Here is an 18,822-nt window from a genome sequence, read left to right as displayed (position 1 = left end):
GTCCCCTCTCCCTTTGGGAGAGGGGCTTTTGCTCCAAGGAGATCAAGCGTGAACAACTCAACCCCCATCAAACGCCTGGTCCTGCGCCTGTCGCTGCTGGTGGTGGTGATGTTTGCCTTTGGCTTTGCCCTGGTGCCGATTTACGACGTGATGTGCAAGGCCTTCGGCATCAATGGCAAGACCGCCGGGCAGTACGAAGGGGAGCAAGTGGTCGACCCGAGCCGTCAGGTACGGGTGCAATTCCTGTCTACCAATGCCATCGACATGGTGTGGGAGTTCTACCCCAAGGGCGATCAACTGGTGGTCAATCCGGGCGCGGTCAACGAGATGGTCTTTGTTGCCTACAACCCTACCGGTCAACCGATGTCAGCGCAGGCAGTGCCGAGCATTTCGCCCGCCGAAGCGGCCCGGTACTTCCACAAGACCGAGTGCTTTTGCTTTACCCAACAGGTGCTGCAACCGGGTGAACGGATCGAAATGCCCATGCGCTTTATCGTCGATCAGGCCATGCCCAAGGATGTGAAACACCTGACGCTGGCTTACACGCTGTTCGATATCACCGCTCGCCATCCGCCCGTCGCCGCCATCGCCGGCAAGGCCGCTGACCAGCCTTCCCGATAAGGAGAACGCCCCATGGCAACTCACGATCAGTACTACGTACCGGCGCAAAGCAAGTGGCCGATCATTGCCACCATTGGCTTGCTGGTCACGGTGTATGGACTGGGGACATGGTTCAACGATCTGAAGGCGGCGCGGCCTGAATCCCACGGGCCGCTGATCTTTTTCGTCGGCGGTCTGATCGTTGCCTACATGATGTTCGGCTGGTTTGGCGCAGTGATCAAAGAGAGTCGCGCCGGGCTTTACAGCTCGCAGCTCGACCGCTCCTTTCGCTGGGGCATGACCTGGTTTATTTTTTCCGAGGTAATGTTATTTCTCGCCTTTTTTGGTGCGCTGTTTTATGTACGCCACTTTGCCGGCCCGTGGCTGGGGGGCGAAGGCAGCAAGGCAGTGGCACATATGCTGTGGCCCGACTTTCAGTTCACCTGGCCACTGCTGCACACCCCCGACCCTGCCCTGTACCCGCCGCCCAAAGGGACCATCAGCCCGTGGGGCTTGCCGCTGCTTAATACCGTATTGCTGGTCAGTTCCAGCGTTACCCTGACCATCGCCCACCATGCATTGAACAAAGGCCATCGCGGCGCGCTGAAGTTCTGGCTGGGGCTGACGGTGTTGCTGGGTGCAGGCTTCCTGGGGTTCCAGGCCGAGGAATATGTCCACGCCTACAAAGAGCTGGGGTTGACTCTGGGCTCAGGCATCTACGGTGCGACCTTCTTTATGCTCACCGGTTTTCACGGTGCCCACGTGACCATCGGCGCGCTGATTTTGCTGATCATGCTGATCCGTATTGTGCGCGGCCACTTCAATGCCGAGCACCAGTTCGGATTCCAGGCCGCAACCTGGTACTGGCATTTTGTTGATGTTGTGTGGCTCGGCTTGTTCTTGTTTGTTTACGTGCTATGACGCGCTTTCGCCCTGGTTTTGCCCCCACGCTGGTGGTGTTGGCGGTGCTGCCGCTGCTGGTGTTTCTGGGCTTCTGGCAGCTTGACCGGGGCGAGCAAAAGCGTGAGTTGCTCAACCACTACGCCGAGCGTCAGGTGGCTGCACCGGTGACCGTCGGGCAATTGCTCACCTTCGATGATCCGGCCTTTCGCCGCGTGCAGCTGCGCGGCCATTTCGACGGTCAACACAGCCTGCTCCTGGACAACCGCATGCGCGATGGCAAGGTCGGTGTGGAGTTGCTGCAACCCTTTCAGGATCAGGCCAGCGGCCAGTGGCTGTGGCTTAATCGCGGCTGGTTGCCATGGCCGAGCCGCCTTAAGCCACCCGAGTTCAGCACCCCGGAGCAGATACTGGATATTCAGGCCTGGGTCTACGAATCACCGGGAACGCCCTTCCAGCTGCACCCCGACCCGCTGGGCGCGCCCTGGCCACGGCTGGTGACGGCTGTGATGCCAGCCAAACTGTGGGCCGAACTGGGCCGTGAAGGCTTTGCCGACGAGGTGCGCATCGCCCCCGGGCCCGCAGCGTATCTGGCCGACTGGCCACTGATCTCCACGGGCATGGGCCCGGAAAAACACACTGCCTATGCCGTGCAATGGTTCGCTATGGCACTGGCGTTACTCGGTCTTTATCTGTATCTCGGTTGGCACACTGCTCAGGAGAAACGCCATGGGAACGGCCATCAATCCGCCTGAAAGCACACGCACCCTGCCCCCGACCACACGACGGCGCGGGCGCTTGCAACTGATCCTTATCCTGCTGCTCACTATCGGCCCCATGGTGCTGGCCACGTGCATGTACCAACTCAAATTCTGGCTGCCCGAAAGCCGCAGCTACCACGGCGAGCTAATCGGCAACGGGCAAAGCCGCGCTGCCCTTGGGGTGACGGCCGATGAACAACGCTGGCAGCTGCTGGTGACCGCGCCTCAGGGTTGCGCTACGGATTGCCAGCAACTGGTGTACCTGGCCCGCCAGCTGCAGATCGGCCTGGGTCGCGATGCCTCCCGCGCAACCCACGCACTGGCAGCGGCACACCCCGTGGATGCGGCCTACGCGGCCAAGCTGCAACTCGAATACCCGCAACTGCAGCGCTACGCCCTGGACCTGCCAACTTATACGCAGGGAGCCGAGGGCAACGGTGCAGCGCAACTGTGGATCATCGACCCCCACGGCAATCTGGTGCTGCGCTACGCCTACGGGGTGATCGGCAAGGACGTGCTCAACGACCTGCGCCTGCTGCTGAAGCTGTCCAATATCGGATAGAGGGCTACGCCATGGCCAAAGCCGGATTTCGTCTCGCCTTGCTTGCCACCTTGCTGGCGCTGGTGGTGGTGCTGCTCGGCGCCTACACCCGCCTGACCCATGCAGGGCTGGGCTGCCCTGACTGGCCGGGCTGCTACGGTTTTATCAGCGTGCCCAAGACCGAGGCGCAACTGGCCCATGCCGAGCTGCATTTTCCCGATGCCCCGGTGGAGGCCGATAAAGGGTGGAGCGAGATGACCCATCGTTACTTCGCTGGCACCCTGGGCCTGATGATCGTACTCCTGGCAGCCCGTGCCTGGCGGCAGCGGCACTTGCCCGATCAGCCGCTCAAGCTGCCGCTGTTTATCCTGCTGGTGGTGATCGCCCAGGCGGCCTTTGGCATGTGGACGGTGACGCTCAAACTATGGCCGCAGGTTGTCACCGGGCATCTGCTCGGCGGCTTTGCCACCTTGAGTTTGCTGTTTTTGCTGACCTTGCGCCTCTCTGGCGTATTGCCCGCGCTGGCGGTACCGCGGCGTTTGCAACGTTGGGCCAGCGCCGGGCTGATGCTGGCAATCCTGCAGATCGCATTGGGGGGATGGGTCAGCTCCAACTATGCCGCCGTGGCGTGTGTTGATGTGCCGACCTGCCATGGCCAATGGTGGCCTGAAGCCGATTTCGCCAATGGTTTTCATCTGACTCAGCACATTGGCCCCAACTATCTGGGTGGGCAACTGGACAGCGAAGCCCGTACAGCGATTCACCTCACCCATCGTTTGGGCGCCATGCTGCTGACCGGCGTGCTGCTGGGTCTGGCCTGGCAATTGCGCAAGGTCGGCATGAGCCGTCTTGCGGGGTTACTGCTGGTGGCGCTGGCGGCACAGATCGGCCTGGGCCTGAGCAATGTGCTGTTTGGCTTGCCGCTGGCAGTGGCGGTGGCCCACAACGCCGGGGGGGCGGCTTTGCTGCTGACCCTGGTGCTGGTCAATTACCACGCACGCGCAGTGCTGGTACGGGCTCGGGCGCCACGATTTTCCCGCTGGACCTACAGCCTCAAAGGAGAACAACCGTGGCGACCTTGATGGGCGAGCAGGCACAGCGGGCGTTGTGGCGCGATTATCTGGAGCTGACCAAGCCCAAGGTGCTGGTCTTGATGCTGATTACGTCGCTGGTGGGCATGTTCCTGGCGACCCGCGCCGGCGTGCCCTGGCCGGTGCTGATCTTCGGCAATCTGGGCATCAGCCTGTGTGCCGGTGCTGCGGCCGCAGTCAATCATGTAGTGGACCGGCGCATTGACGCCGTCATGGCCCGCACCCACAAGCGCCCGCTGGCACAGGGGCGAGTGTCGCCGGTTGCTGCGCTGACCTTCGCTCTGTTGCTGGCGCTGGCGGGCATGGGATTGCTGCTGGTGTTTACCAATCCGCTGACAGCCTGGCTGACGCTGGCGTCGTTGCTCGGCTATGCGGTGATCTACACCGGTTTTTTGAAACGGGCCACACCGCAAAATATCGTTATCGGGGGGCTCGCCGGGGCTGCCCCACCGCTGCTGGGCTGGGTGGCGGTTACCGGGCAGGTCACCGCCGAGCCGTTGCTGCTGGTGTTGATCATCTTCGCCTGGACCCCGCCGCATTTCTGGGCCCTGGCCATTCATCGCAAGGAAGAATACGCCAAGGCCGATATCCCGATGCTGCCGGTCACTCACGGCGAACACTACACCAAGGTGCATATCCTGCTGTACACCTGTGCCCTGCTGGCAGTGAGTCTGCTGCCGTTTGTGATCCATATGAGCGGCTTGCTCTATCTGGGCTGTGCGCTAGGGTTGGGCGCACGCTTTCTGCATTGGGCGTGGGTGCTGTACCGTGGCACCCAGCCGCACGCGGCGATCAACACGTTCAAGTACTCTATCTACTACCTGTTCCTGCTGTTTATCGCGCTGCTTGTCGACCACTATCTGATGTTGAACCTATGACTAAAATTCAAAAGACCGTCTTTATTCTCGTTGCGCTGGTGGCCTTGGTCATGGGCCTGACGTTTAACAAAATGATGTCGGGTAAAAACCAGGGCGATAACACGTCGCTGATCGATGCCGGGATCATTTTGCTGCCGCAAAGCCGCCAACTGCCGGACGTGACGATGACCAACCAGGACGGTCAGCCGGTGGTGATGAATGAACTGAAAGGCAAGTGGAGCATGCTGTTTTTTGGCTACACCTTCTGCCCGGACATTTGCCCGACCACCCTCGCCCAACTGCGCCAGATCAAAAGCGAGCTGCCCAAAGAGGTACAGGACAAGCTGCAGATCGTGCTGGTCAGCGTTGATCCCCATCGCGACACGCCGCAGCAGCTCAAGCAATACCTGGGCTACTTTGACCCGCAGTTTGTGGGGCTGACGCCGGGCTCCATTGAAGAGCTGCAGACACTCGCCAACGCGGTGAGCATCCCGTTTATTCCCGCCGATACCAGCAAGGCGAACTACACGGTGGATCACAGTGGCAATCTTGCGCTGATCGGGCCGGACGGCACTCAGCGAGGGTTTATCCGCGCACCGTTCAACAACCAGAAGATGGTTGCCCAGTTGCCGGGATTGGTTGAACGCAAGTAAGGAGGGGGGCTGCAGGTTACTGGGTGGGCGCTGGCTTGCCTGCGATGCAGGCGACACGGTCTTTCAGACAAACCGCAATGATGCCATCGCGAGCAAGCCCGCTCCCACAGAGGGGCGGGATTGCTCCGACAGTGGGTGTCAGAACGCCGGAACGATGGCGCCTTTGTACTTCTCAAGAATGAACGCTTTCACTTCCGGGCTGTGCAGGGCTGCAACCAGCTTTTGCATGTCAGCCGAGTCCTTGTCATCCGGGCGAGCCACCAGAATATTCACGTAAGGCGAGTCGCTGCCTTCGATGACCAGTGCGTCTGTTTCCGGGTTCAGCTTGGCTTCCAGCGCGTAGTTGGTGTTGATCAGCGCCAGATCAACCTGGGTCAGCACCCGTGGAATGGTGGCTGCTTCCAACTCGCGGAACTTCAGCTTCTTGGGGTTGGCGGTAATGTCTTTGGGTGTCGACAGGATGTTGGTCTTGTCCTTGAGCGTAATCAGCCCGGCCTTATCCAGCAACAACAGCGCACGGCCGCCGTTGGTGGCGTCATTCGGGATCACCACGGTAGAACCGTCTTTGATTTCATCCAGCTTTTTGTACTTGCTCGAGTAAGCGCCCAGCGGCTCCAGGTGAACGGCTGCAACGTTGATCAGGTGGGTGCCCTTGGCCTTGTTGAACTCATCCAGGTACGGTTGGTGCTGGAAGAAGTTGGCGTCCAGGCGCTTTTCGGCCACCTGCACGTTTGGCTGGATGTAGTCGGTGAACACCTTGACCTTGAGGTTTACACCCTCTTTGGCCAGTGCAGGTTTCACGAACTCCAGGATTTCGGCGTGAGGCACTGGGGTGGCCGCAACCGACAGATCGCCCGCGTGGGCCGAGAACGCCGCAACAGCGGCCACAGCAGCAAATAACTTCTTCATGCAGCAACTCCTTGGGAATACCTGAAATCAGGTATCTGCCAGCCACAGGCTGGCGGTTACGTTTATTAATCCGGGGGGTACTTACTTGCGCGAAAAATGCACCACCAGCCTGTCGCCAACGGTTTGCAGAATCTGCACCAGAATCAGCAGCAGCACCACCGTGACGATCATCACGTCGGTCTGGAAGCGCTGATAACCGAAGCGGATCGCCAGATCGCCCAGACCACCTGCGCCCACCACACCGGCCATCGCGGTGTAGCTCACCAGGGTAATGGCGGTCACGGTGATCGCCGCAAAGATACCAGGGCGCGCCTCAGGCAACAGGGCGCTGGTGATGATCTGCCGCGTGCTGGCGCCCATGGCCTGGGTCGCCTCGATGATGCCGCGGTCCACTTCACGCAAGGCAGTCTCCACCAGACGGGCGAAGAACGGCGTGGCGCCGACCACCAGTGGTGGGATGGCGCCGGCAACGCCCAGCGAGGTGCCAGTAATCAGTACCGTGAAGGGGATCATCACAATCAGCAGGATGATGAACGGCAGCGAACGCAGAATGTTCACCGCCAGCGACAGAAAGGCATACACCGCCTTTTGTTCAAACAGTTGGCGCGGGCTGCACAAAAACAGCAGCACGCCCAGCGGCAGGCCCAACACGATGGTAAACAGCAGCGAACCGCCGAGCATCATCAGGGTGTCGCCGGTAGCCAGCCAGATTTCCAGCCAGTCGATATTGGAGAAAAAACTCAAGAAAGCGTCCATTAGCGCAGCACCTCCATATGAACGTCAGCGGCAACGAAGCGGGCGAACGCCGCTTTCATATCGCCACCGGTGATGGCGAGGGTCAATTGCCCATAAGGGGTGTCTTTGATGCGGTCAATACGACCGGCCAGGATGCTGTAGTCCACACCTGTTTCGCGGGCGATGGTGCCCAGCAGCGGTGCGTAGGTAGCTTCGCCCTGGAAGGTCAGGCGTACGATGCGACCAGGTACATGAGCGAAATCGTCGCGCTGCTCACTCTCGTCGATCTGCTCGTCTTCCTGCACAAAACGCTTGGTGGTCGGGTGCTTGGGGTGCAGGAATACATCGGCCACCGGGCCTTGCTCAACGATCACCCCCGCGTCCATCACTGCCACTTCGTCACACACGCGACGGATAACATCCATCTCGTGGGTGATCAGCACGATGGTCAACTTCAGCTCACGGTTGATCTCGGCCAGCAATTGCAGCACCGAGGCGGTGGTTTGCGGGTCGAGGGCGCTGGTGGCTTCGTCGCACAGCAACACTTTTGGCTTGGTGGCCAGCGCACGGGCAATGCCCACACGCTGTTTCTGGCCGCCTGAAAGTTGCGCCGGGTATTTTTTGGCGTGATCAGACAGGCCCACGCGCTCGAGCAACTCTGCAACGCGCTTATCAATGGCACTGCGGGACAATTCACCGGCCAGTGTCAGAGGCATCGCGACGTTATCAGCCACGGTCTTGGAAGCCAGCAGGTTGAAGTGCTGGAAAATCATGCCGACCTGCTGACGGAAACGGCGCAGGCCGTTGGCGTCCATCGCGGTCACGTCTTCGTTATCAACGATGATTTTGCCGCCGCTCGGCGTTTCGAGGCGGTTGATCAGGCGCAGCAATGTACTTTTACCCGCACCGGAGTGGCCTATCAGGCCGAACACCTGGCCGCTCTCAACACGCAAAGTGGTGGAGTGCAGCGCGGGGATGTCCTTACCGGCAACCCGGTAAGTTTTATGAACGTTATGAAACTCAATCACGTAGCGAACCTTGTGGGCGCGTAAATAGAAGTTCAGCGGTAAGCCGGGCGCGCATTTTAGCCTGTCCGTATAGATGCACTTAGCATTTATTTGCGCACAAACCTTTGATTTGGCAATAAGACGACTAAAGGTCAGAAAAAAGGAACGACGGTAACGGCCAGACGTCAGTACTTAGGCAACTCGCATCCGCTTGGGCGGTATTTGTCTACAAAGCCCTTATCACAGGGCTTTCGCATACAAGGAGTTTAGTCTGATGAGCAGCAAAAAACCGTCTTCCAACAAGAGCCAGATGGCCGGCACCGACACCCTGGATCGTGGTAACACCAACGTCAAACTGGAAAGCCTTGAAACCTTTCGCGACGACGCCACCGATCAGGCCTTACGAACCAACCAAGGGGTGAAGATTGCTGACAATCAGAACACCCTCAAGGCCGGTTCGCGCGGGCCGTCGCTGCTCGAAGACTTCATCATGCGCGAGAAGATCACGCATTTTGACCATGAGCGTATTCCCGAGCGCATCGTGCATGCGCGAGGCACTGGTGCTCATGGTTATTTTCAGGCGTACAAGTCCCACAGCGCACTGACCAAAGCAGGATTCTTGCAGGACCCCGGCAAGCAAACCCCCGTATTCGTGCGTTTCTCCACCGTGCAAGGCCCGCGGGGCTCCGGGGATACGGTGCGTGATGTTCGCGGTTTCGCGGTCAAGTTTTTCACCGACGAAGGTAACTTCGATCTGGTCGGGAACAATATGCCGGTATTTTTCATACAGGATGCGGTGAAGTTTCCAGACTTTGTACATGCTGTAAAACCTGAGCCACACAATGAAATCCCTACTGGCGGCTCGGCCCATGACACCTTCTGGGACTTTGTCTCGCTGGTTCCGGAATCCGCTCACATGGTCATTTGGGCCATGTCCGACCGGGCCATTCCGAAAAGCCTGAGAAGCATGCAGGGCTTTGGCGTGCACACCTTTCGTTTCATCAACGCGCAAGGCCAGTCTAACTTCGTCAAATTTCACTGGCGCCCAAGTGTAGGCACTTGCTCGTTGGTGTGGGACGAAGCGCAGAAGCTCGCAGGCAAAGACACGGACTTCCATCGCCGTGACCTGTGGGACGCCATTGAGACGGGCGATTACCCGGAGTGGGAGTTCGGTGTCCAGATCATCCCGGAGGAAGATGAGCATAAGTTTGATTTCGATATCCTTGACCCGACCAAGCTGATCCCGGAAGAACTGATACCGATTACGCCATTGGGAAAAATGGTCCTCAACCGCAACCCGGACAATTTTTTCGCAGAAACCGAACAAGTCGCCTTCTGCCCTGGCCACATTGTTCCAGGGATCGACTTTTCCAATGACCCGTTGCTGCAAGGGCGCCTGTTTTCCTATACGGATACGCAGATCAGTCGCCTTGGCGGGCCGAATTTTCATGAGATCCCGATCAACCGTCCGGTGGCGCCATTCCACAACAACCAGCGTGATGCCCAGCACCGCAGCACCCTCCACAAGGGGCGTGCAGCCTACGAACCCAACTCGATCGATTGCGGCTGGCCAAAAGAAACCCCACCGGCGGCCAGTGACGGCGGTTTTGAGAGTTACCCGGAACGCATCGACGCCAACAAAATCCGTCAGCGCAGCGAATCATTCGGTGACCATTTCTCCCAGGCGCGGCTGTTCTTCAACAGCATGAGCAACCATGAGCAAGAGCACATCATTGCTGCCTACAGCTTTGAGCTGGGTAAAGTTGAGCGCGAGTCTATCCGTGCGCGGCAGGTGAATGAGATTCTGGCCAATATTGATTTGGGCCTGGCCAGGCGCGTCGCCGAAAATCTGGGCTTGCCCGCACCCAAGGCCGGTACGGTAGCTGAGCGCAAGACTCGCTTTACCCAGTCGCCGGCCCTGAGCCAGGCCAATCTGCTGGCAGGGAATATCAAAACCCGAAAAGTGGCGATCCTGGCGGCCAACGGGGTGGATGGCAAAGCGATCGATGCGCTGAAACAGGCGCTTGCAGCAGAGGGTGCCCACGCCAAATTGCTGGGGCCGACGTCAGCCCCGGTGAAAACCGCTGACGGCACATTGCTGGCTGTGGATGCGTCGATGGAAGGCTTGCCTTCGGTGGCGTTCGACGCGGTGTACGTACCGGGTGGCGCGGCGTCGATCAAGGCACTGAGCGGCGACGGAGTGGCCTTGCACTACCTGCTGGAAGCGTACAAGCACCTCAAGGCCATCGCCTTGCAGGGTGATGCCAGACAACTGCTGGACGTGCTGCACCTACAGGCAGATGAAGGGTTGCTGGCGATCAAGGATGCCCAGGATCTAAAAGCCTTTTTTGCAGCCATCGGGCAACACCGCGTGTGGTCACGGGAGGCCAGGGCCAAGGCAATACCGGCCTAGCCGAAAACAAAAAACCCGTAGCAGCCTTTGGCTGCTACGGGTTTTTCATGCCCGGATGTTTTATTCCGGTTTGCTGGGGATCAGCACCATTTGTGCGGGTACGTGGCGAATGACTTGACGGTTCAGCTTGAGGTCAAACCCGGGGTCGATCTTTTTAACCCGCTTGCTGATCAGTGTGGCCAGCCATGGATAATCCGCCGTACGCGGAACCTGCAGGCTGACGGCGCACTGGTAATTGACGATATCTTGCGCGATCAAATCCAGTTGATGGCGAAGTTTGGCAATATCGTTGATGTTCAGTGCAACGGTGGTGCTTTCGGCCGCCGGGTCGATCACCTTGGCCGGTGGTCGGGCCTCGGCAGCCTTGAGGGCGGCTTCAGCCTTGTCCAGCTCGGCCTTGCGGGCCTGGGCAATGGCGCTATTGACCCCACCGGTCAGTGCAGGGGCCTTGGGCATCAGGGCGCGGGCACGGCTCAGGGCGGTAGCTGCCGCGTTGACATCACCCTTTTGCAGGACGATCTGGCTGCGTTGCAGGTAGGCCTCGGCCAGTTGGCGCTGGTACTGCACCAACTGCGGATCATCCGGGGTTTGCGTCTGCAAGGCGCTCAATTGGTCTTCAGCGGTCGCGAGTTCACTGCTGGCCAGGTTTTGCTCCAGCTGTGCGATGGCCGTAGCGCGTGCGGCGGCGGCAGTAGTGTCGGCCGACGGCGTGCTTTGGCAGGCGCCCAGCAGCAGGGAAAATGCGGCCAGGAGCAAGTAACGGGAGTTGAACAGCTTCATTCCTGCGGCTCTCTAAGTGCGCAAAAAACAAGCAAGTCTACACCCCTCGACGGGGTAGAACAAAACTCAACAAAAACAGTGCTGCGGCACACACCACAATCGACGGGCCTGCTGGCGTGTCCTTAAACCATGACAGCGCAAGGCCACCCACTACGGCCAGTATGCCCAGTGCGCTGGCGCCCAGTGCCATTTGCTCCGGCGAGCGAGCATGACGCTGGGCCGCGGCCGCCGGAATAATCAGCAAGGAGGTAATCAGCAACACGCCGACGATTTTCATCGCCACGGCAATCACCACCGCAATCAACAGCATCAGGGCCAATCGTAACGCCGCCACGGGCAGGCCTTCAACCATGGACAGCTCTTCATGCACGGTGATCGCCAGCAATGGTCGCCACAGTGCAACCAGCAAGGCCAGAACCGTCGCGCTGCCACCCAGGATCCACATCAGGTCGGTTGGGCTGATGGCCAGCAGGTCACCAAACAAATACGCCATCAGGTCGATCCGCACTTCATGCATGAAGCTTAGTACGACCAGCCCGAGGGACAAGGTGCTGGGGGCGAGAATTCCGAGCAGTGTGTCGGATGCCAGCGACTGTCGCTGCTGCAGCGTGACCAACAGCACCGCCAGCAACAGGCAGCCCACGGTCACGGCAATGGTCGGGCTGATATCCAGCAGGAACCCCAGGGCTACGCCCAACAGGGCTGCGTGCGATAACGTGTCGCCGAAGTAGGCCATGCGCCGCCACACCACGAATGACCCCAAAGGGCCTGCAACTATTGCCAAAGCCAGACCTGCCAGCAGGGCGTAAAGCAGAAAATCAGCCATGCTTGCAGCCTTCTCCATGAACGTGGGCGGATGCCGCCGGGTTATTTTCGCTAACCACTGAGCCATGCAAGTCATGAGCATGGTCGTGATGGTGGTGATAAATCGCCAGGCTTTGTGCGTTTTTGCCAAATAGCTCAACGAAAGCCGGGTCACCACTCACCTGCTCGGGATGGCCCGAACAACAGACGTGGCGGTTGAGGCATACCACCTGATCGGTGGTGCTCATCACCAGATGCAAATCGTGGGAGACCATCAGCACGCCGCAGCCGTGGCGGTCGCGCAGGCGGGTGATGAGGGCATACAGCTCCGATTGACCGGCCACGTCCACGCCTTGCACCGGCTCGTCGAGCACCAGCAATTCGGGCTTGCGCAGCAGGGCTCGGGCCAGCAGCACGCGCTGCATTTCACCACCGGACACGCTTTGCACCGGGCTATCGATGACCTTTTCAGCACCGACTTCCTTTAGCGCCTCAAGGGCCTGGGCACGGTCTACACCGGGCACCAGGCGCAAAAAGCGCAACACGGACAATGGCAGTGTCGGGTCAACGTGAAGCTTTTGCGGCATATAGCCCACGCGCAGCTTGGGCTTGCGCCATACGCTGCCGCTGGTGGGCTTGAGCAGGCCGAGCACGGCTTTGACCAGCGTGGTCTTGCCGGCGCCGTTGGGGCCGATCAGGGTCACGATCTGGCCCGGTTCAACGCTCAGCTCGATATTGTCGAGTACGTTTTGCCCAGCATAGGTCACAGTGACATGTTGCAGGCGAATCAGTGCAGCGCTCATCAGGCCTCCCGGCAACCCGAACACAAACCGACCACTTCGACAGTCTGGCCTTCGACAGTAAAGCCGACATCCCGGGCGCTGTTGATAATTGCGTCGCTGATGGACTTTTGCTCAAGCTCGATGGCGGCGTGGCAGTTGCGGCAAATCAGGAACTGGCCCTGGTGCGGGTGCTCGGGGTGGCTGCAGCCAACAAAAGCGTTGAGTGAGGAAATGCGGTGCACCAGGCCATTGTCGAGCAGGAAGTCCAAAGCCCGATAAACGGTAGGCGGCGCAGCGCGACGGCCATCCTGCTCGCTCAGTACTGCAAGAATGTCGTAGGCACCCAGCGGCTTGTGGCTTTGCCACACCAGCTCAAGCACCCGTCGACGCAAGGCGGTCAGGCGCAGGCCCTTTTGCGCACACAAGGCATCGGCCTCGGTCAGGGCGCTATGGACACAATGAGAATGGTCGTGGGGACGGCTGGCAAGCGGTGTTATAGGCATGGGCGGCGACGATTATTGAGAGAGACGTTATTATGTTACCTGTTTCAGCCATCATGAGTGCTTATCGTGCCCCGTCTTTTTTCCCTTTTTCTTGCTCTAAGCGCCAGTTTGCTTGTGATCAGCCCGGCCCGGGCCGAGGTCAACGTGCTGACCAGCATCAAGCCCCTGCAACTGATTGCCGCTGCCGTGCAGGACGGCGTGGGGCATCCGGAGGTGCTTTTACCGCCCAATGCCTCACCACATAACTATGCGCTGCGCCCATCCGACGTACGGCGCGTGCAGTCGGCGGATCTTTTGTACTGGATCGGTCCGGACATGGAAGGGTTTCTGCCACGAGTGATCAAGGGCCGCACCCTGCCATCGGTTACGGTACAAACCCTGCCGGGCTTGAAATTGCGTCATTTCGCCGAAGATAGCCATTCGCACGAAGAAGATGCCGCCGAACATGATCACGATCATCGTCCCGGCACCCTGGATGCACACTTGTGGCTGGCTCCGGACAATGCGCGGGTGATCGCCGCGAAAATGGCGGCGGACCTGAGTGAAAAAGACCCTGCCAATGCGACCAGGTATCAAAGCAATCTCAAGGCCTTCAATGAACGCCTGGATGCGTTGAATGCGCGCCTCAAAACGCGACTGGCCGGGATTGCCGACAAACCGTTCTTCGTCTTCCACGAAGGCTACGACTATTTTGAAAGCGCTTACGGCATCAAGCACACGGGAACCTTCAGTGTGGCTTCGGAAGTTCAGCCGGGCGCCCAGCACGTAGCCGCCATGCGCAAGCGTTTGCAGGAAGTGGGCAAGACCTGTGTCTTCAGCGACCCTCCGCTGCGTCCGCGCCTGGCGGACACCCTGACAGCCGGGTTACCGGTCAAGTTGGCGGAGCTGGATGCCCTGGGTGGCTACACCCCGGCGACGGCGCAGGGGTATGAGCAGTTGCTGGAAAAACTCGGCAATGACCTGGCGGGGTGTCTGGAAAGCTTGTAAGCCGACTCCCACAGATTGTGTGACATTCACAAAAGTTGCGGCTTGCCAGAACCTCTGTGGGAGCGGGCTTGCTCGCGATTGGATCGACGCGGTTGTTCAGATACACCGCGTCGCTACAATCGCGAGCAAGCCCGCTCCCACAATTGATTTCAGTGTTTGTTACAACGCGAACGGCAGCTGTACGGTCACCGTCTGACGCAAAGCCAGGCGTTTTTCAAACTCGCCCGGATCATGAATCAGCACGTCCTGACCGGCAAAGGTCTGGGCTGCGATCAGGCGCGACAGCCAGAACCGCACGCAAGCAACGCGCAACAGGGTCGGCCACAACTCGGCCTCGGCGGCAGTGAACGGACGCAGGGCGGCATAGGCACCCAGCAGCGCACGGGCGCGGGGAGCATCGATCTGACCGTCTTCGTCTGCACACCAGTCATTCAGGGCAATGGCCACGTCGTACAGCATCGGGCCCGAGCAGGCGTTGTAAAAATCGATCAGCCCGGTCAGATGAGTGCCTTCAAACATCGCGTTATCACGAAACAGGTCGCCATGCAGGTTCGCCCGGGGCAGTGCCAGAATCTGCGCCTTACGCTCAGTAATTTCCTGCAGCGCCTTTTGCAGCAAATCTGCTGAATCAGGCGACAAACCAGCCATCAAGGCAGGACCTTCAGCCAGCATCCAGTCCAGGCCGCGGTCTGTCTTGCGTTCCAGTACGTTGTTGCGGGTCGCGGTATGCAAGTGGCCAAGCAGTTCGCCAACCTGGGCGCAATGCTGGGCGTTGGCCTCACGAATATGCTTGCCCGCCAGGCGCGGCTGCAGCAGCGCCGGCTTGCCCTTGAGTTCGCGCAGGGCCTGGCCGTCAACGGTGCGCAAGGCGAATGGCACCGGTAGGTCGGCGTCATGCAGCACATCCAGCAGCTCGATAAAGAACGGCATCTCTTTGACCGGCCCACGCTCAACCAGGGTCAGGACAAATTCACCGCGCTCCAGGCTGATGAAGTAGTTGGTATTTTCGCTGCCCGCAGCAATCCCCTGGAAATCGAGCAAACGGCCGAGTTCATAAGGCGCAAGGAAGGTTTCCAACTCGCTGCGAGTCAGTGGGGTGAATACAGACATGATTTAAATTGCCAGTACGGGCGCCGCGCAAGGCGGCGCCAATTAAAGTTAAGACGCTACTTCCATTCGAAGATTTTCCACGAAGGAATCAGCATATCCGGCTGGTCGGAACGGATGTAATTGGCATCAGTACCATCAGCCCGTACCAGGAAGTACGGTTTGCCCCCTTTTGGGGTGACCTTGATGGCGTACAGGAAACCGTTTTGACGGTACTCCTGAATGGTTTTATCGCCTTCCGTGCGAATGGTTACATCTGGATCGGCGGTGACTGCTTCATCTGCTGCGAAGGTTACCAGCGGAGTGAATGCAAACAAACCGGTCAGCAACAGGCGATTGAGTGTGCGCATGATAACCTTGTCCCTTTGTCGTCATTGGTCCGGACATTCTAGCGCCGGACTCGCCGAAAAGGTTGATCCTGCTCATGAGCCAAGCTCCCCTCGTCCTGGTGGACGGTTCTTCATATCTGTACCGCGCCTTCCACGCGCTGCCGCCGCTGACTACGTCCAAAGGGCTGCCGACAGGCGCCGTGAAGGGCGTATTGAACATGCTCAAAAGCCTGCGCAAGCAGTATCCGGACAGCCCGTTCGCGGTGGTTTTCGATGCCAAGGGCGGGACATTTCGCGATGACATGTACGCCGAGTACAAGGCCAACCGCCCGAGCATGCCCGATGACATGCGGGTGCAAATCGAGCCATTGCACGCCAGTGTGATTGCGCTGGGTTTCCCCTTGCTGTGCGTTGAAGGCGTGGAGGCCGATGATGTCATCGGCACGCTGGCCCGCAGCAGCGCCGCGGCAGACCGACCAGTGGTCATCTCCACCGGTGACAAGGACATGGCCCAGCTGGTTGATGGCCACATCACGCTGGTTAACACCATGACCGGCAGCGTGATGGACATTGAGGGCGTTAAAGAGAAATTTGGCGTATCGCCCGAGCAGATCATCGACTACCTCGCGCTGATGGGCGATTCGTCTGACAACATTCCAGGCGTACCTGGTATTGGTCCCAAGACAGCGTCCGGCTTGCTGGTGGGTGTAGGCGGTGGTTTGGTCGATCTGTACGAAAAGCTCGATATCGTGCCGACCCTGCCCATTCGCGGCGCCAAAAACTTGCCTGCCAAACTCGAAGAACATCGCGAAATGGCGTTTTTGTCCTATCAATTGGCGACGATCAAGATCGATGTGCCGCTGGATATCGGCCTGGAAGACTTGCACCTCAAGGCGCCTGACTGCGAAAAGTTGATTGAGCTGTACACCGAACTTGAGTTCAAAAGCTGGATTGCCGAAGTTGAGCGCGAGGCCAAGCGTGCCGGGCAGGTGATTGTGCATGAGGCTCCTGAAGCGCCCGCCGAAGCGGAGCAACAGTACGAGACCATCCTCGATCAGGCTCGCTTTGATGTGTGGCTAAAAAAACTCAACGACGCCAAATTGATTGCCTTTGATACCGAAACCACCGGCCTGGACGCGCAGCAAGCGCAGCTGGTGGGCCTGTCGTTCGCGGTCAAGCCTGGCGAAGCGGCTTACATTCCATTGACCCATTCCTACATGGGCGTACCCGAGCAACTGGATCGCGACACGGTATTGCGTGCCCTCAAGCCGCTGCTGGAAGACCCGAGCAAAGCCAAGGTCGGACAACACGCCAAGTACGACATGAATATTCTGGCCAACTGCGCCATCGGTGGCGATCAATCCTGCGGGATCATGGTTCAGGGCGTTGCCTTCGACACCATGCTTGAGTCCTATGTGCTCGACTCCACGGGCAGCCGCCACGATATGGACAGCCTGGCCCTCAAATACCTGGGCCACACCACCACCAGCTTCCAGGACATTGCCGGCAAGGGCGTCAAGCAACTGACCTTCGACCAGATTTCCCTGGAGCAGGCCGGCCCGTATGCGGCCGAAGATGCCGACGTGACCTTGCGCCTGCACCATGTACTGCACGAAAAACTCGCAGCGATCCCTAGCCTCAACAGCGTATTGACGGACATCGAGATGCCGCTGGTGCCGGTACTGGCGCGTATTGAACGTCAGGGCGCGCTGGTGGATGCCAACCTGCTGGGTATCCAGAGTGTTGAGCTGGGTGACAAGCTGGTTGCGCTTGAGCGTGAGGCTTTTGCCATTGCCGGTGAGGAGTTCAACCTGAGCTCACCCAAGCAACTGGGTGTGATCCTGTATGAAAAACTCGGTCTGCCAATCATCAGCAAAACGGCCAAAGGCCAGCCTTCGACTGCCGAAGCCGTGCTGGCGGAACTGGCCGAGCAGGACTTCCCGCTACCCAAGGTGCTGATGCAGTACCGCTCCATGAGCAAGCTGAAAAGCACCTACACCGATCGCCTGCCTGAGCAGATCAACCCGCGTACGGGCCGTATCCACACCTCCTACCACCAGGCCGTCACGGCGACCGGTCGTTTGTCTTCAAGTGATCCAAACTTGCAGAACATTCCGATCCGTACCGCCGAAGGTCGTCGGATCCGTCAGGCCTTTGTGGCCCCTAAAGGCTACAAACTGCTGGCGGCCGACTACTCGCAAATCGAGCTGCGGATCATGGCCCACCTGGCCAAGGACGAAGGTTTGCTGCATGCCTTCCGCAACAACCTGGACGTGCACAGCGCCACCGCTGCCGAGGTATTCGGGGTTGATCTGGCGGACGTCACCACCGACCAGCGCCGCAGTGCCAAGGCCATCAACTTCGGCCTGATCTACGGCATGAGCGCCTTTGGCCTGGCCAAACAGATCGGCGTCGACCGCAAACAGTCGCAAGCCTATATCGACCGTTATTTCGCACGTTACCCGGGCGTGCTGGACTACATGGAGCGCACGCGCACCCAGGCTGCCGAGCAAGGCTATGTCGAGACCATTTTCGGTCGTCGCTTGTACCTGCCGGAAATCAACGCGAAAAACCCGGCGCTGCGCAAAGGCGCCGAACGCACGGCAATCAACGCACCGATGCAGGGCACGGCAGCCGATATCATCAAAAAAGCCATGGTGTCTGTGGATAACTGGCTCAGCGCCTCAGGCCTCGATGCCCGCGTCATCCTGCAGGTACACGATGAACTGGTGCTAGAAGTGCGCGAAGACCTGGTGGACCAGGTGCGTGATGAAGTGCGGATACACATGAGCGAAGCGGCGAAGCTGGATGTGCCGCTAGTGGTTGAAGTAGGCGTGGGCAACAACTGGGATGAAGCGCATTAATGAGGGAATGTGGGAGCGGGCTTGCTCGCGATGCAGGCGACGCGGTCTGTCGCAATGACCGCGTTGATGCCATCGCGAGCAAGCCCGCTCCCACACTAAAAATTTATTGCTGCTGCAGAGACCGGGCTTATTCCAAAGAGTTTTTAAGCTCCCGGAACTAAATCTGCCAACACCACTCAGATTTATTGAATGGGTGGTG

19 protein-coding genes are annotated in these 18,822 nt (G+C 59.2%); 10 read left to right on the top strand and 9 right to left on the bottom strand.

Annotation, left to right across the window (positions count from 1 at the left end; translation table 11 throughout):
* Nucleotides 1–48 precede the first annotated feature (48 nt).
* From GHO42_RS18765 to GHO42_RS18735, 7 genes are read left to right on the top strand one after another with little or no spacing between them, the layout of a single operon-like run.
* Nucleotides 49–621 carry a cytochrome c oxidase assembly protein gene (locus GHO42_RS18765; protein WP_094999693.1) on the top strand — a complete coding sequence of 191 codons (573 nt, stop codon included), beginning with the start codon at nucleotides 49–51 and terminating at the stop codon, nucleotides 619–621.
* A 12-nt stretch (nucleotides 622–633) separates the two neighbouring features.
* Nucleotides 634–1,521, top strand: coding sequence for a cytochrome c oxidase subunit 3 (locus GHO42_RS18760; protein WP_153326741.1), 888 nt, complete (start codon nucleotides 634–636; stop codon nucleotides 1,519–1,521).
* Nucleotides 1,518–2,255: an SURF1 family protein gene (locus tag GHO42_RS18755; RefSeq protein WP_095020627.1), complete on the top strand. Its 738-nt coding sequence runs from the start codon at nucleotides 1,518–1,520 to the stop codon at nucleotides 2,253–2,255. The genes GHO42_RS18760 and GHO42_RS18755 overlap by 4 nt, the downstream gene beginning before the upstream one ends.
* On the top strand, nucleotides 2,230–2,823 hold the full coding sequence (locus GHO42_RS18750; RefSeq protein ID WP_094999690.1) for a hypothetical protein: 594 nt from the start codon (nucleotides 2,230–2,232) through the stop codon (nucleotides 2,821–2,823). Before GHO42_RS18755 ends, GHO42_RS18750 begins: the two co-directional genes overlap by 26 nt.
* Nucleotides 2,824–2,834: 11 nt before the next feature.
* Entirely contained in the window at nucleotides 2,835–3,884 is a 1,050-nt protein-coding gene (locus GHO42_RS18745; RefSeq protein WP_095017883.1) for a heme A synthase, read from the top strand.
* Nucleotides 3,884–4,771 (top strand): heme o synthase, encoded by an 888-nt coding sequence (gene cyoE / locus GHO42_RS18740; protein ID WP_153326762.1) that lies wholly within the window; start codon nucleotides 3,884–3,886, stop codon nucleotides 4,769–4,771. Before GHO42_RS18745 ends, cyoE begins: the two co-directional genes overlap by 1 nt.
* Nucleotides 4,768–5,403 (top strand): SCO family protein, encoded by a 636-nt coding sequence (locus tag GHO42_RS18735; protein WP_094999687.1) that lies wholly within the window; start codon nucleotides 4,768–4,770, stop codon nucleotides 5,401–5,403. Before cyoE ends, GHO42_RS18735 begins: the two co-directional genes overlap by 4 nt.
* Nucleotides 5,404–5,541: 138 nt before the next feature.
* Here the strand turns inward: GHO42_RS18735 and GHO42_RS18730 are convergent, their stop codons facing one another.
* From GHO42_RS18730 to GHO42_RS18720, 3 genes are all read right to left on the bottom strand, one after another.
* Nucleotides 5,542–6,312, bottom strand: a complete 771-nt coding sequence (locus tag GHO42_RS18730; RefSeq protein WP_094999686.1) for a MetQ/NlpA family ABC transporter substrate-binding protein — start codon at nucleotides 6,310–6,312, stop codon at nucleotides 5,542–5,544.
* A gap of 81 nt (nucleotides 6,313–6,393) precedes the next feature.
* Nucleotides 6,394–7,068: a methionine ABC transporter permease gene (locus tag GHO42_RS18725; RefSeq protein WP_094999685.1), complete on the bottom strand. Its 675-nt coding sequence runs from the start codon at nucleotides 7,066–7,068 to the stop codon at nucleotides 6,394–6,396.
* Entirely contained in the window at nucleotides 7,068–8,075 is a 1,008-nt protein-coding gene (locus GHO42_RS18720; protein ID WP_094999684.1) for a methionine ABC transporter ATP-binding protein, read from the bottom strand. Before GHO42_RS18720 ends, GHO42_RS18725 begins: the two co-directional genes overlap by 1 nt.
* Before the next feature lie 199 nt (nucleotides 8,076–8,274).
* Between GHO42_RS18720 and katE the strand changes: the two genes are divergently transcribed.
* Nucleotides 8,275–10,467 carry a catalase HPII gene (gene katE, locus GHO42_RS18715; RefSeq protein ID WP_368668074.1) on the top strand — a complete coding sequence of 731 codons (2,193 nt, stop codon included), beginning with the start codon at nucleotides 8,275–8,277 and terminating at the stop codon, nucleotides 10,465–10,467.
* Nucleotides 10,468–10,527: 60 nt separating this feature from the next.
* On the opposite strand, the gene GHO42_RS18710 is transcribed toward katE, so the two are convergent.
* The 4 genes from GHO42_RS18710 to GHO42_RS18695 are packed head-to-tail and all read right to left on the bottom strand — an operon-like array spanning nucleotide 10,528 to nucleotide 13,336.
* A complete protein-coding gene (locus GHO42_RS18710; protein WP_095020625.1) occupies nucleotides 10,528–11,247 on the bottom strand; it encodes a PA5502 family lipoprotein in 720 nt (239 codons plus the stop codon).
* A 37-nt stretch (nucleotides 11,248–11,284) separates the two neighbouring features.
* The gene (gene znuB / locus GHO42_RS18705) at nucleotides 11,285–12,073 is read right to left on the bottom strand and encodes a zinc ABC transporter permease subunit ZnuB (RefSeq protein WP_153326748.1); all 789 of its coding nucleotides are present in this window, start codon (nucleotides 12,071–12,073) and stop codon (nucleotides 11,285–11,287) included.
* On the bottom strand, nucleotides 12,066–12,854 hold the full coding sequence (znuC, locus tag GHO42_RS18700) for a zinc ABC transporter ATP-binding protein ZnuC (RefSeq protein ID WP_094999680.1): 789 nt from the start codon (nucleotides 12,852–12,854) through the stop codon (nucleotides 12,066–12,068). Before znuC ends, znuB begins: the two co-directional genes overlap by 8 nt.
* Entirely contained in the window at nucleotides 12,854–13,336 is a 483-nt protein-coding gene (locus GHO42_RS18695) for a Fur family transcriptional regulator (protein ID WP_094999679.1), read from the bottom strand. Before GHO42_RS18695 ends, znuC begins: the two co-directional genes overlap by 1 nt.
* Before the next feature lie 66 nt (nucleotides 13,337–13,402).
* Here GHO42_RS18695 and GHO42_RS18690 point away from each other — a divergent pair, with 66 nt between their 5' ends.
* On the top strand, nucleotides 13,403–14,323 hold the full coding sequence (locus GHO42_RS18690) for a zinc ABC transporter substrate-binding protein ZnuA (protein WP_095017886.1): 921 nt from the start codon (nucleotides 13,403–13,405) through the stop codon (nucleotides 14,321–14,323).
* Nucleotides 14,324–14,482: 159 nt separating this feature from the next.
* On the opposite strand, the gene GHO42_RS18685 is transcribed toward GHO42_RS18690, so the two are convergent.
* Both GHO42_RS18685 and GHO42_RS18680 read right to left on the bottom strand, forming a co-directional pair.
* Nucleotides 14,483–15,433 (bottom strand): homoserine kinase, encoded by a 951-nt coding sequence (locus tag GHO42_RS18685; RefSeq protein WP_095020623.1) that lies wholly within the window; start codon nucleotides 15,431–15,433, stop codon nucleotides 14,483–14,485.
* A 56-nt stretch (nucleotides 15,434–15,489) separates the two neighbouring features.
* On the bottom strand, nucleotides 15,490–15,780 hold the full coding sequence (locus tag GHO42_RS18680; protein WP_019828138.1) for a DUF2782 domain-containing protein: 291 nt from the start codon (nucleotides 15,778–15,780) through the stop codon (nucleotides 15,490–15,492).
* Nucleotides 15,781–15,854: 74 nt separating this feature from the next.
* Here GHO42_RS18680 and polA point away from each other — a divergent pair, with 74 nt between their 5' ends.
* On the top strand, nucleotides 15,855–18,623 hold the full coding sequence (gene polA / locus GHO42_RS18675) for a DNA polymerase I (protein ID WP_094999676.1): 2,769 nt from the start codon (nucleotides 15,855–15,857) through the stop codon (nucleotides 18,621–18,623).
* Nucleotides 18,624–18,822 lie beyond the last annotated feature (199 nt).

This window comes from Pseudomonas sp. FSL R10-0056, from assembly GCF_009600105.1.
Lineage (GTDB): Bacteria > Pseudomonadota > Gammaproteobacteria > Pseudomonadales > Pseudomonadaceae > Aquipseudomonas > Aquipseudomonas bubulae.
This window is presented reverse-complemented; position numbering and strand designations above follow the sequence as displayed.

Bases quoted from the DNA above. Each gene is read 5' to 3' on its own strand.
- GHO42_RS18760 (WP_153326741.1), top strand. From the start codon at position 634: ATGGCAACTCACGATCAGTACTACGTACCGGCGCAAAGCAAGTGGCCG.
- GHO42_RS18755 (WP_095020627.1), top strand. From the start codon at position 1,518: ATGACGCGCTTTCGCCCTGGTTTTGCCCCCACGCTGGTGGTGTTGGCG.
- GHO42_RS18750 (WP_094999690.1), top strand. From the start codon at position 2,230: ATGGGAACGGCCATCAATCCGCCTGAAAGCACACGCACCCTGCCCCCG.
- GHO42_RS18745 (WP_095017883.1), top strand. From the start codon at position 2,835: ATGGCCAAAGCCGGATTTCGTCTCGCCTTGCTTGCCACCTTGCTGGCG.
- cyoE (WP_153326762.1), top strand. From the start codon at position 3,884: ATGGGCGAGCAGGCACAGCGGGCGTTGTGGCGCGATTATCTGGAGCTG.
- GHO42_RS18735 (WP_094999687.1), top strand. From the start codon at position 4,768: ATGACTAAAATTCAAAAGACCGTCTTTATTCTCGTTGCGCTGGTGGCC.
- GHO42_RS18730 (WP_094999686.1), bottom strand. From the start codon at position 6,312: ATGAAGAAGTTATTTGCTGCTGTGGCCGCTGTTGCGGCGTTCTCGGCC.
- GHO42_RS18725 (WP_094999685.1), bottom strand. From the start codon at position 7,068: ATGGACGCTTTCTTGAGTTTTTTCTCCAATATCGACTGGCTGGAAATC.
- GHO42_RS18710 (WP_095020625.1), bottom strand. From the start codon at position 11,247: ATGAAGCTGTTCAACTCCCGTTACTTGCTCCTGGCCGCATTTTCCCTG.
- znuB (WP_153326748.1), bottom strand. From the start codon at position 12,073: ATGGCTGATTTTCTGCTTTACGCCCTGCTGGCAGGTCTGGCTTTGGCA.
- znuC (WP_094999680.1), bottom strand. From the start codon at position 12,854: ATGAGCGCTGCACTGATTCGCCTGCAACATGTCACTGTGACCTATGCT.
- GHO42_RS18695 (WP_094999679.1), bottom strand. From the start codon at position 13,336: ATGCCTATAACACCGCTTGCCAGCCGTCCCCACGACCATTCTCATTGT.
- GHO42_RS18685 (WP_095020623.1), bottom strand. From the start codon at position 15,433: ATGTCTGTATTCACCCCACTGACTCGCAGCGAGTTGGAAACCTTCCTT.
- GHO42_RS18680 (WP_019828138.1), bottom strand. From the start codon at position 15,780: ATGCGCACACTCAATCGCCTGTTGCTGACCGGTTTGTTTGCATTCACT.
- polA (WP_094999676.1), top strand. From the start codon at position 15,855: ATGAGCCAAGCTCCCCTCGTCCTGGTGGACGGTTCTTCATATCTGTAC.